Genomic DNA, 13,072 nt, shown 5'->3' on the forward strand with positions numbered 1-13,072 from the left:
CGATCTCCGCTCGATCCTCGATCGTCAACATCCTGCGCCCCACTACAACCCCTGTCCACCAACGCCTCTCGGCTACCGTTGCTTCGAGGGTATGACACCGCCGTTCAATGACCACAATGGTGGCACTACTGGCGTTGATATTCGGAACGGTTGTGGTCGGTAGTGTTGCCGCGCCGGGCACTGCGACCGCGGACACGCTTGTCCTACCGTCCAGAGATCCGTTCTACGGGTCGGGGCGAGATCTCGCGAAGATCTCCCCCGGAACACCTCTCAAGACCCGGATCGTGCAACTCGCCTATGGCAACAAGCGGTTTCCTGCGATCGCGTCGCAAATCCTCTTCCGCACCACCGACCAGTTCGGAAAGCCGACTGCGGCGGTTACCACGATCATTGAGCCGCCGGTCAGCGGACCGCGCAAGGTAATTTCCTATCACTCTCCCTACGACGCATTGGGTTCCCAATGCGACCCGTCGTATGCGCTTCGTGGCGGAAACACCGGGCGTGGACCGGAATTCGACGACCTCACCATTGGAACCTTGCTTGCGCAGGGTTACACCGTCGTGGTTCCTGACTACGAGGGGTTGAGTATGCGCTGGACCATGGGGCGGGAGTCGGCGCAGACAGCACTCGACAGTCTCCGGGCTGCCGAGCGTCACCTTCGGCTCCCGGCATCGACACCCGTTGGTCTCTTCGGGTATTCCGGCGGTTCGGTGCCCACCGGCTTCGGAGCGGATCTGGCGCCCACCTACGCCCCCGAACTCAACATCATCGGGGCCGCTGCGGGCGGCGTCCTCGTACAGCCTTCACACAATTTGCCGTACGTGAACGGCAGCGCGCAGTGGGCCGGTGTCATCCCCGCACTGATGAACGTCTACAGCGACGTCTTCAACCTCGGCATCAGGCAGTTCCTGTCCCCGAAGGGAGCCGCGGTATTGGCGCAGACGCAAGGCAAGTGCTTGATCGACTTCGCGACGAAATACCCCGGATTGACTGATGCCCAACTGCTCGCGCCCCAGTACCCGGGACTTCTCAGTATTCCGGGCATCCCCGCCGCGTTCAACCAGAACATCATGGGCTGGGTTGGAAAGCCGCGCAGCCCGATGTTCCTCGGGGTCGGTAATGTCGACGGAACTGGCGACGGCATCATGATCGACGGCGATGTCCAAGGGCTCGCGACTCGCTACTGCCGTGAGGGCGTTCAGACGCAGTACAAGTCGTATCCGAAGCTCAGCCACTTCGACGCCTTTCTACCGTGGGCTCCGGATGCCGAGAAGTTCCTCGCCGACCGTTTTGCCCATCGACCGGCCAAGTACTGCACGAATATTCCCACCGGGAACACTCTGGGACCGCTACCGACGGACTGACCCTCGCCGGCGAGGTGAAACCGTGGGCTGAGGTGTGCAACCAGCTGACGCACGTATCGGCCGAGAAGATTTCGTCGACCGGTGGACTCGCGACCATGCCAACTAGCGGCACTGGCGAATACCGCGCGTCGTAGTGACGCGGCGCCGAGATGGCTTGCGGCGACCTTTGCGGTCTGGGTGGACATCAGTCCGACCGCGTCGGCATCGGTCAACGCTGTCACCTATTCACACTGAGGTGGCTCGCGCGCTGCAACAGGCTCGGTGATCCGGTGCTGTGTGGCGATCTCCGCCTACGCGCAGGCGTGGATCGAAAGCCGACAAGTCAAGGTGGCTCAGGGCCGGTTGAAGCAGCGCGCTCGGACGACTGCGACAAGGTGTCGCGACGCTAACCGCTTGAGTGGTTCGGCGGTCGGGCTGTGGCGAGTGTCAGCTCTCGGGACCGCGAGCACCTACTCGCAGAGCTGGAAGCACGCAACCTCGCCCCGAGAACCGTCAAGCACGCCTGGCTCGCGTTGAGTGCCGTCCTCAAGTACGCCACGCGCGACGGCGCTATCATCGCCAGCCCAACCGAGAAGGTGGATTTCAGCGCCGGGCACACTGTAGGTGACCGCGAGGCTTTCAGCATCAGCCGCTGACCGCCGAGCGATCGCCAAGACGGCGCGGATCGTAGGGGAGCGGTACCCGGTCTATGAGTTGCTGGTGTACTTCCTGCCATACTCGGGACTTCGCAAGGCCGAATGCGCCGGGTCGGAGGTTCAGGACTTGGAGTTCACCACACGCCGAGGCAGCGCGATCCGCGGGAACGATCCGACTACCACAAATCCAAGGGCCCAACCGAAACCGACGAACTCCGGTTCGACGGGGCAGCACACAGTCCGTTGGGCGATCCGGTTCCTTTCTCCGCCTACCTGATCAGGCGGCTTACTTGGAATCGTCCGGCTGCCCGGCGCAGCGGTCAACCGTCCTCCACGACACATCGCGCCAAACGTAGGCGCTCACCCCGGAGGTCTTCGTGGTCCACCGTAATGCCCATTGTCGGAAACCGGTCTCGGCAATCTGCAGATGCCCGATACCCGCCGATGGTGAGCAGAGTGCCGGCTACCGCGTGACGACGTATGCAGGTGCGATCTGATACCCGCGATGGGTGAGACATGAGACGTGTTCCTTCCGGCTTGACTACTTGCCGAAGGGGTCGCAAAAGCCCTGTTGGGGACGCCCTCACTTCATGCGCCTGCCATGCAAGCATTTGCCGCATGACAAACTCAGAGACGAGAAAACCCCTACTGAGCAGGGGTGTCACGTGCCCTCGGTGAGACTCGAACTCACACTGGACGGGTTTTGAATCCGTTGCCTCTGCCAATTGGGCTACGAGGGCGTGCGCCTCGCCTGGCGTGGTGTGCGCCGAGCTGGGTGCAGTGGACCACTCTAGATGAACGGCTGATGGCGTCGTCAAGCGGTAGTCTCTCTAGGTCAGATATGGGGTGATCTCGGGGCCGCACGATCGTGTGGGGGTGCCGAACACGCAGGTGCGGCCTTGTACGGCCGCGCTCACTCAATGCAGAGGTGGTGTAGGTGACCGCATCAGGGGCGACACCGGAGGCGTCGACGTCGACGACTCATCGTGTTCTCGTGGCCGAGGACGATTCGCTGATCCGGATGGATCTGATCGAGATGCTTCGCGAAGAGGGATACGAGGTGGTCGGCGAGGCGCCCAACGGTGACGTCGCGGTGAGGTTGACCGAGGAGCTCACTCCCGATCTGGTGATCATGGACATCAAGATGCCCGGCCGCGATGGTATCGATGCCGCCGCCGAGATCGCCTCGAAGCGACTCGCGCCGGTGGTGATGCTGACGGCGTTCAGTCAGCGCGAGTTCGTCGAGCGCGCGCGCGACGCCGGGGCGATGGCCTATCTGGTCAAGCCGTTCACCAAGGCCGATCTCGTGCCGGCAATCGAGGTGGCCGTCAGCCGCTACACCGAACTGTCGGTGCTGGAGAAGGATGTTGCCGACCTCACCGAGCGGCTGGAGACCCGCAAGCTGGTGGAACGTGCGAAGGGACTGCTGATGCAGAGCCAGAATCTCAGCGAGCCCGAGGCGTTCAAGTGGATTCAGCGTGCGGCGATGGATCGTCGCACCACGATGAAGGCGGTGGCCGAGGTGATCATCGAGACGCTCGGCCCCCAGCCGAGCTGACCGGCACCCACCACGGTAGGTGCGACGACGCACCACGGCGCAGACGAACCGAGCCCGCGGATATTCCGCGGGCTCGGTTGTATGTCAGACCGAGGAAAGTGGGGAACTGGTACACGAGTCTCGTCGAATTCACTTTCTGGCAACGAAAATCCCCGTCAGTGAAGACCGTCTCTCGGTGAAGATCATTCCCGGTGAAGGATCATCGGTGTGGAGGCTGTCGCCACATCGTGAACTCACGAACAACGCACTCGGCACGCGAGTAATCGAATGGTATTCGTTTGGCAATCGGTGGCGCAGTGCGCCAGTTGCGTCATGCAATTCGAATCATGCTGTGGGACAGTCACATCTGCAGATGTCTGATGAGTTCCGAAAGGCGGCGGACTCTATACCCTTCCACTCTTGCGCGGGCGCCCTTTCGCGAGTTTGTCGGTCGCATGAATCGAACGATGTGACGCAAAACCGTGAATAAATTACGAACATGTAACGATGCCCAGTTCGCGTCAGTTCGTCATCGCATTGACACGTTGCGGAAACACGAGCGGGCATATTGTTCTCCTCACTCCCCAGATCGATCGGGGCTGTCGTTTTCTCGCATCGAACAGAAAGGGTCCGAACTTGTTCACTCGGACATCCCGCGTCGTCGGCGGCTTCACTGCCGTCATGGCGGCAGGACTCCTCGTGGCGGCGTGCTCCAGTTCGTCGTCCTCATCGGGCGGCTCTTCGGAGTCGGCGTCTTCCGGTTCGGCGCTGGCCGCGGCCCCGACATGCGACGCGAGCGCTGACAACGCGACCACGTTCAAACTCGGTACCTTCCTGCCGCTCACCGGATCCCTCGCCTCGCTCGGCCCGGCCGCTGTCGCGGGCTCGGGACAGGCGCTGTCGGAGATCAACAAGAACGGTGGCGTCAACGGCAAGGACGCCTGCATCATCTCCACCGACTCCAGCGACACCAACAACCCGACCATCGGTGCGCAGAACATTCAGAAGCTGTTGCAGTCACGGGTGTCGGCGATCCTCGGCGCGGAGTCGAGCTCGGTGACCGAGAACGTCCTGCCGACGGTGGCAGCGAGTAACACCGTGATGTTCTCGCCGGCCAACACCGACGACAAGCTCACCGGTATCTCCAAGTGGTACTTCCGCAACGCGCCCCCGAACAGCGTCGAGGGTGACGCGCTGGGCAAGCAGATCGTGTCCGACGGCAACACCAAGGTCGCGCTGTTGGTGTTCAACGATTCCTATGGCACCAACCTGCGTGACTCGATCGAGAAGTCGATCACCGGTTCGGGTGGCCAGGTGACCTATGGCGCCAAGGGTAAGGGACAGGAATTTCCCTCCACCCAAACCGATTTCGGATCCACCGTCTCCGCGGCGCTGGGCACCCAGCCGGACGCCGTGGTGATCGACGCCTTCGATCAGACCACCCAGATCCTGCCGGCGCTCGCCTCGGCCGGCTGGAACATGAAGAAGGTGTACCTCGTCGACGGCAACCTCAACGACTACTCGAAGGATGCCGGCGTCCCGGATCTGACGGGCGCCAAGGGATCGACGCAGGGCATCAACCCCAGTGACGAGTTCAAGGACACGCTGCAGAGCTGGTACAAGAAGAACGAGAACTCGACCATCACCGGTTGGGGATACGCTGCGGAGTCCTATGACGCGGTGATCACCATGGCACTGGCGGCCGAAGTGGCGGGCAAGTCGGATCCGGCCTCGATCCAGGCCAACATCCTGCCGGTCACCGGTACGCAGAACGGCACCAAGTGCAAGACCTTCGCCGAATGCTCGGATCTCATCAAGAAGGGTACGAAGAACATCTGGTACCAGGGTCCCTCGGGTATCGGGCCGTTGACCGAGGGTCACGATCCGTCGTCGGGCTACATCTCCATCTACCAGTACGTGGGCAAGGCTCCGTCGAAGTTCCTCACCTCCGTCAAGGGCACCGTCGCCTGACCTAGCGACTCGGTTACCGAACGGGGCGATCCCGACCAACAGGGGCGGCCGGATTACCGACCGCCCCTGTTCGGCGGGTTCGAACGGGTTCGAGTGACCGATTTGTTCGAGTCAGTCACCGTCACAGATGCAGTGGAAGGTCTGGGCTCACGTGCTCACACAATCTCGCCGGTCACCAGCCGGCTCCCCTCACATGCGCCGTGCGACAACAGCGGTCATCGCCGCGTTCGTCGCGCTGTGCTCGCTTCTCGCGCTCGCGCCCCAGGCGTCGGCCGCGCCGATCACCACACCACCGAACTGTTCGGCCGGTCCCACCGCCGGCTGTGTCCAGGGCACCCTCAACGACGACAACGACAATGGTGTCGCCGACGTGGAGCTGACGCTGCGGGACAGCGCCGGCGCCTCGGCGAAGACGAAGACCGACGACAACGGCCGGTTCGTCTTCCAGGTCGCCGAATCCGGCGCCTACACCCTGCAGCTCGACACCTCGACGCTGCCGAAGGGTGTCACCGCCGCCACTCCGCAACTGACCGTCACCGCAACGGTTGGACAGCTGCAGCCCGCAGTGTTCCGCCTCAGCGGTCACGGCAAGGGCTCCAAGGCGACCACCACCGGGCCGCCCTCGGGCGCCAAGAAGGTGTGGAACCAGTTCTCCCAGGGTCTGCTGCTGGGTCTGCTGCTGGCACTCGCCTCGGTCGGTCTCTCGCTGATCTACGGCACCACGGGCTTGTCGAACTTTGCACACGCTGAACAGGTCACCCTCGGCGGTGTGCTGGCCTATGTGTTCGCGATCAAGCTCGGCTGGAACTTCATCCTCGCCACCGTGGTCATCGTGATCATCTGTGGTGCAACGGGTTACCTGCAGGACAGGGTCATCTGGGGTCCGCTGCGAAAGCGCGGTCTGGGACTCATGCAGCTGATGGTGGTCACCATCGGTCTCGCGCTGGCCTTTGACTACGCATTCCAGTTCTTCCTGGGCTCCCAGGTTCTCCCCGTGTCGAAATCGGTGCAGCGCAACACCGGACCGCTCAACATCACCCCCAACGCCTACATCGCCATGCTGATCTCGATCGTGGTGCTGGTGGTGGTCGGCTTCGGTCTCACCCGCACACGTATCGGTCGCGCCACGCGAGCAGTCAGCGACAACCGTTCCCTGGCTGCGGCATCCGGGATCGACGTCGACAGGATCATCCGGCTGGTGTGGACGGTCGCGATGGCACTGGCCGGCCTCGCCGGGGTGCTCTACGCACTGGTCAACGGAGGTATTCAATGGTCGACCGGTATCCAGATCCTGCTTCTGCTGTTCGCCTCGGTGACCCTCGGCGGGCTCGGCACCGCCTTCGGAGCGCTGGTGGGCTCGCTGGTGATCGGCATCGTCACACAGATGTCGACGCTGGTGGTCTCAGCTGACCTCAAGTACGGAACCTCCCTGCTGATCCTCATCCTCGTACTGCTTCTGCGTCCCCAGGGCATCCTGGGCCGTGGTGAGCGGGTCGGCTAAGAACGGAAAAGGGACCCAATGGATTTCCTCACTTCACTGTTCACCGATTTCGGCGCCCAGGTGCTGTCCTCGGTCACCGCGGCGTTCGCGCTTGCGGCGATCGGCCTCAACATCCACTTCGGTTACACGGGCCTGATGAACATGGGCCAGGCGGGCTTCATGCTCATCGGCGCCTACGGATTCGCGATCACCGTCAAATACGGCGGCGACTTCTGGCTGGGTCTGGTGATGGCGGTGCTCGCCGCGACAGCACTCGCGATCATCCTGGGGTTGCCGACGCTGAAATTGCGCGGTGACTATCTGGCGATCGTGACGATCGCGGCGGCCGAGATAGTACGAATAATCGGCGGCAATCAGAGCCTCGCCGATTACACCGGTGCCGTCGCCGGTATCCCCGGCAGTGTCTATCAGCACGCATTCACCGACCTGTCGCCGTTCCCCAAGGACGGGCAGTTCAGTCTCGGGCCGTGGGAGCATCCCTACAGCCAGGGCGACAGCTGGTGGTTGCGCATCGTCACCTGGGGGCTGGTGGCCGTGGTGAGCCTGCTGGTCTTCCTGCTGATGCGCAGCCCCTGGGGTCGCACCATCCGCGGTGTTCGCGAGGACCAGGACGCCGCGCGAAGCCTCGGCAAGAATGTCTATCTGTACAAGATGCAGAGCCTCATCCTCGGCGGCGTGATCGGTGCGCTGGCCGGCGTGATGTACGTGCTGTCGGCATCGGTGCAGCCCGACTCCATGGGGCGCACCACCACGTTCCTCATCTACACATGTCTGTTCCTCGGTGGCGCGGCGACCATCTTCGGGCCCATCCTGGGAACAATCCTGTACTTCATGGTGGTCGTCGCCCTGCGTGACGTCATCACCGAGTACGTGCCCTCGACCGTGATGAATCAGCAGCAGATCCCGCAGTTCACCTGGTTCCTGGTGGGTATCGGGCTGATGCTGCTGGTGATATACCGGCCGCAGGGCATCCTCGGCAACAAGAAGGAGCTGTCGTTCGGTGACTGAACCGACCACACCGGTCGGCGGTGGCGACTCGGGTCGCCACCGGGCCGGCCCAGAGACCACCGGCGCGACCACAGCCGATCGGGCTGCCACGACAGCGGCACCCGACAACAGCGGATACGACTACGACCGTTCGGTGCTGCGGGCGAAGCTCGCAGCCGTCGACGAGATGCCCGGCTCGCCCAAACCCGACCCGATCCTGGTCGTCGACCGCATCACCCGTCAGTTCGGCGGGATGACGGCAGTCGACGTCGACCACCTCGAGGTGCAGCGCGGAGCGATCACGGCGCTCATCGGCCCCAACGGCGCCGGCAAGACAACGTTCTTCAACCTCATCACCGGATTCGATCGACCCTCGAGTGCCAAGAAACTGTTCGGGTCGTCGGACAACACGGCACGCTGGGAATTCCAGGGCAAAGAGCTCGCCTCCACCAGCGCCTACAAGGTGGCGCAGGCGGGGATGGTGCGCACCTTCCAGCTCACCAAAGCGTTGTCGCGGATGACGGTGATGGACAACATGCTTCTCGGGTCGCAGTCGCAACCGGGCGAGAAGTTGTCGATGGCCCTGTGGCGTCCGCTGTGGAAACAACGCGAACAGGAGATCCGCGAGAAGGCCGAGGACCTGCTCCACCGATTCAAGCTCTACGAGAAGCGCGACGACTATGCCGGCAGCTTGTCGGGCGGCCAGCGCAAGCTGCTCGAGATGGCCAGAGCCCTGATGAGCGACCCGGCGATGATCATGCTCGACGAGCCGATGGCCGGGGTGAACCCGGCGCTCACGCAGTCACTCCTGGGGCATATCGAGACGTTGCGCGACACCGGCACCACCGTGTTGTTCGTCGAACACGACATGCACGTGGTTCGCCACATCTCCGACTGGGTCATCGTGATGGCCGAGGGCCGCATCGTCGCCGAGGGAACGCCTGCGACGGTGATGAACCAGCAGTCGGTGATCGACGCCTACCTCGGCGCCCACCGCGACGACGACCTCGGCGACGACGCGCTGCTCGACGAGGATTTCGACGCGGCGATCGAGGCGGAGGACGAGCGACTCAGCAAGGTGCAGGCAGCGGCCGAGGAGTATGCGGCCGAGGTGCGCGAGGGCGAGGTCCAGGTGGACGAGACGGGCGTCGAGGAGTCGGTCGCCGCAGTCACCGACACAGAGGCCGCAGTCACCGACAGGGAGGCCGCCGAAACAGCGGAGGCAGCCGACGTCGTCGAACCCGGCAGCCACGAGAAGAAGGAGGAGCGCTGATGGTCGTCTACACCGGCGACGGTGATCCGGTGGTGGACGCCCAGGAGCTGGTCGCGGGATACCTGCCGGGAATCAACATCCTCAACGGGTGCAGCCTGACGGCCTATCCCGGCGAACTGATCGGCATCATCGGACCCAACGGCGCCGGCAAGTCGACACTGCTCAAGGCGCTGTTCGGGCAGGTCCCCGTCCACGACGGCAAGGTGCTGCTCAACGGTGAGAACATCACCAACGCCAAGACCAACCGACTCGTGCAGGCGGGTGTGGGTTTCGTTCCGCAGACCAACAACGTGTTCCCCTCGCTCACCATCGAGGAGAACCTGCAGATGGGGCTGTTCCTGCGTCCCAAGAAGCTGCGCGAGCGTCTCGACGCGATCTACGAGCTCTTCCCGGTACTCGGGGAGCGTCGCAAACAGCGTGCCGGCGGGCTGTCGGGCGGCGAACGCCAGTCGGTCGCCATGGCGCGCGCGCTGATGATGGAACCGTCGGTGCTGCTGCTCGACGAGCCCTCGGCCGGGCTGTCCCCGGTGCGTCAGGACGAGACTTTCATCCGCACTCGCAAGATCAACCGCACCGGGGTCACGGTGATCATGGTCGAGCAGAACGCCCGGCGATGCCTGCAGATCTGCGACCGCGGCTATGTGCTCGACCAGGGACGCAATTCCTACACCGGCACCGGCCGCGAGCTGGCCAACGATCCCAAGGTGATCGAGCTCTACCTGGGCACCCTGGCCACCGACGTCGAAGCCGAGGAAGCGCAGCGTGCGTCGACCTCCGACGGCAGCACCTCGGTTGCGGCCGAGCCCGGGAGCGACTCCTGATACGAGTCGCACAGGACGCCGGACACGGGTGAGCGCCCGCTCGCGGTGGTCGGCGGGGCGATGGGCGTGTCGGTGCTCGCCACTAGACTGACTCGGGTGGCTACCACCGACACGACCCCGACCTCCACGACCACCGCGAATCGGCCGGCCAAGGCCGCGGGTGGGCGGACAGCCAGTGGTGGCCAGTCGAAGCCCACACTGATGCTGCTCGACGGGCACTCGTTGGCCTACCGCGCCTTCTTCGCACTGCCCGCCGAGAACTTCAAGACGGCCACCGGGCAGACCACGAATGCCGTGTACGGCTTCACCTCGATGCTGATCAACCTGCTGCGCGACGAACAACCCACACATGTCGCCGCCGCATTCGACGTGTCGCGCAAGACATTTCGCGCCGAGGTATTCCCCGAGTACAAGGCGCAGCGCTCCAAATCTCCCGACGAGTTCAACGGCCAGGTCGACCTCACCAAGGATGTCCTGTCGGCGATGGGTATCCCGGTGATGGCCATCGAGGGGTACGAGGCCGACGACATCATCGCGACTCTGGCCACTCAGGCGACTCACGCCGGTTACAAGGTCCTCGTGGTCACCGGGGACCGGGACTCGCTGCAGCTGGTCGACGAGAACGTCACCGTCCTCTACCCCAAACGCGGTGTCTCCGAACTCACCCGGTTCACTCCCGAGGAAGTCGAGAAGAAGTACGGGCTCTCGCCGGAGCAGTACCCCGACTTCGCCGCGCTGCGCGGTGACCCCAGCGACAACCTGCCGGGTATCCCGGGCGTCGGGGAGAAGACCGCGACCAAGTGGATCAACCAGTACGGCTCTCTGTCGGGACTCGTCGATCACGTCGACGAGGTCAAGGGCAAGGTCGGCGACGCGCTGCGCGAACACCTGGCCGGCGTGCTGATGAACCGGCGCCTGACCGAGCTCGTGCGCGACATGACGCTACCGATGGGGCCCGACGATCTGGTGCTCTCGCCCTGGGACCGTGACCGCATCCACCAGCTGTTCGACGATCTGGAGTTCCGGGTCCTGCGGGACCGGCTGTTCGCGACGCTCAGTTCGGTGGAGCCCGAGGCCGAGTCGGGGTTCGACGTCCAGGGTGAGGTGCTCGCGCCGGGTTCGGTCGCGGCATGGCTCAGTGAGCACTTGGCCGACGGTTCCCGCGCGGGACTGTCGGTGCGCGGACCGCAACAGGTCTACGGCTCCGACGCCGAGGCGATCGCGATCGCCGCCGCCGACGGCGCCTCGGCATTCGTCGACACCGCGGCGATGGATGCCGACGACGAGAAGGCGGTGGGGCAGTGGCTCGCCGATCCCGATCGACCCAAAGCGCTGCACGAGGCCAAGTGGGCGATCCACGCACTGCGCGGTCGTGGCTGGGCACTTGCCGGCGTCACCAGCGACACCGCCCTGGCGGCCTATCTGGTGCGCCCCGGTCAGCGGTCGTTCAACCTCGACGACCTGGCATTGCGTTATCTGCACCGGGAGATGCGGGCCGATGACGCACCCGACGAATCGCAGCTGTCGCTGCTCGACGACGACGGTGCTGACGAGGCCGCACGCGCGCAGACACTCATGCTCGACTCCCGTGCCGTACACGATCTGGCCGATGTGCTCGACGACGAGTTGGACAAGATCGACTCGCTGCCACTGCTCACCGACATGGAACTGCCACTGAGTTTCGTTCTGGCGCAACTGGAAGCGGCGGGGATCGCCGTGGACACCGATCATCTGGAGAACCTGGAATCGGAGTTCGCCGACCGTGTGCGGTCGGCGGCCGAGGCCGCCTATGCCGAGATCGGTGAGCAGATCAACCTCGGTTCGCCCAAACAGCTGCAGACGATCCTGTTCGACAAGCTCGGCATGCCCAAGACGAAGAAGACCAAGACCGGTTACACCACCGACGCCGATGCGCTGCAATCACTGTTCGAGAAGACCGGACATCCCTTTCTCGAGCATCTCCTCGATCACCGCGACGCGACACGGCTGAAGGTCACCGTCGACGGCCTGCTCAAATCGGTGTCCGACGACGGCCGTATCCACACCACCTTCAACCAGACCATCGCGGCAACCGGCCGCTTGTCCTCCACCGATCCGAACCTGCAGAACATCCCGGTCCGCACCGATGCCGGACGTGCCATCCGGCACGGCTTCGTGGTCGGCGAGGGCTTCGAGACGCTGATGACCGCCGACTACAGCCAGATCGAGATGCGAATCATGGCGCACCTGTCGAAGGACGAGGGGCTGATCGAGGCCTTCCGGACGGGCGAGGACCTGCACAATTTCGTCGGTTCCCGTGCGTTCGGGGTGCCTATCGACGAGGTGACCCCGGATATGCGCCGTCGCGTGAAGGCGATGTCCTACGGCCTCGCCTACGGGTTGAGTGCATTCGGTCTGGCCGCGCAGCTGGGCATCGGTCGCGACGAGGCGAAAGAACAGATGGACGCCTACTTCGCGCGGTTCGGCGGTGTTCGAGACTATCTCCACGAGGTGGTCGAGGAGGCGCGGACAAACGGTTACACCGCAACAGTTTTCGGTCGCCGACGCTATCTTCCCGATCTCAACAGCGACAATTGGCAGCGGCGTCAGGCCGCCGAGCGGATGGCGCTCAACGCGCCGATCCAGGGGTCGGCTGCCGACATCATCAAGGTGGCGATGCTCAACGTGGACACGCGCATGAAGGCGCAGGATCTCCGGTCACGGATGCTGCTGCAGGTGCACGACGAGCTGGTACTCGAGGTCGCACCGGGGGAGCGTGAACAGCTCGAGCAGCTCGTCCGCGAGGAGATGGGTTCGGCCATCGAGTTGTCGGTTCCGCTCGACGTGTCGGTCGGCTGGGGCCGGTCGTGGGACGACGCCGCCCACTGAGTCGTCCTCCCACTAAGCCTCGATCCACCGATTTGTACCTGTCCGGGGGATGAGGGATAGACGAAATGCCCTGTCTGAGTGACAGAATGGGACTTGCTCAGGGTTCCATCGGTAC

Annotated in this window: 8 protein-coding genes and 1 tRNA gene; 8 read left to right on the top strand and 1 reads right to left on the bottom strand. The window is 63.9% G+C overall.

What is annotated here, in order from left to right; translation table 11 throughout:
- Window positions 1-116: 116 nt before the first annotated feature.
- Window positions 117-1,364, top strand: coding sequence for a lipase family protein (locus tag IEW22_RS18635; RefSeq protein WP_188588709.1), 1,248 nt, complete (start codon window positions 117-119; stop codon window positions 1,362-1,364).
- 1,301 nt (window positions 1,365-2,665) lie between these two features.
- Here the strand turns inward: IEW22_RS18635 and IEW22_RS18640 are convergent.
- Window positions 2,666-2,739, bottom strand: a tRNA-Leu gene (locus IEW22_RS18640).
- A 197-nt stretch (window positions 2,740-2,936) separates the two neighbouring features.
- Between IEW22_RS18640 and IEW22_RS18645 the strand changes: the two genes are divergently transcribed.
- The 7 genes from IEW22_RS18645 (at window position 2,937) to polA (ending at window position 12,957) form a co-directional block, all read left to right on the top strand.
- Entirely contained in the window at window positions 2,937-3,557 is a 621-nt protein-coding gene (locus IEW22_RS18645; protein ID WP_229742893.1) for an ANTAR domain-containing response regulator, read from the top strand.
- Window positions 3,558-4,217: 660 nt separating this feature from the next.
- Entirely contained in the window at window positions 4,218-5,507 is a 1,290-nt protein-coding gene (locus IEW22_RS18650) for an ABC transporter substrate-binding protein (RefSeq protein WP_188588700.1), read from the top strand.
- 193 nt (window positions 5,508-5,700) lie between these two features.
- On the top strand, window positions 5,701-7,008 hold the full coding sequence (locus tag IEW22_RS18655; protein WP_188588702.1) for a branched-chain amino acid ABC transporter permease: 1,308 nt from the start codon (window positions 5,701-5,703) through the stop codon (window positions 7,006-7,008).
- A gap of 18 nt (window positions 7,009-7,026) precedes the next feature.
- Window positions 7,027-8,016: a branched-chain amino acid ABC transporter permease gene (locus IEW22_RS18660; protein WP_188588704.1), complete on the top strand. Its 990-nt coding sequence runs from the start codon at window positions 7,027-7,029 to the stop codon at window positions 8,014-8,016.
- Complete coding sequence (locus tag IEW22_RS18665; protein ID WP_407066596.1) at window positions 8,009-9,268, top strand: ABC transporter ATP-binding protein; 1,260 nt, start codon at window positions 8,009-8,011, stop codon at window positions 9,266-9,268. The genes IEW22_RS18660 and IEW22_RS18665 overlap by 8 nt, the downstream gene beginning before the upstream one ends.
- Window positions 9,268-10,089, top strand: coding sequence for an ABC transporter ATP-binding protein (locus IEW22_RS18670; RefSeq protein ID WP_188588706.1), 822 nt, complete (start codon window positions 9,268-9,270; stop codon window positions 10,087-10,089). Before IEW22_RS18665 ends, IEW22_RS18670 begins: the two co-directional genes overlap by 1 nt.
- A gap of 96 nt (window positions 10,090-10,185) precedes the next feature.
- Window positions 10,186-12,957: a DNA polymerase I gene (gene polA, locus IEW22_RS18675; RefSeq protein ID WP_373284253.1), complete on the top strand. Its 2,772-nt coding sequence runs from the start codon at window positions 10,186-10,188 to the stop codon at window positions 12,955-12,957.
- Window positions 12,958-13,072: the final 115 nt, after the last annotated feature.

Source organism: Gordonia jinhuaensis, assembly GCF_014639795.1.
Classification (GTDB): Bacteria; Actinomycetota; Actinomycetes; order Mycobacteriales; family Mycobacteriaceae; genus Gordonia_B; species Gordonia_B jinhuaensis.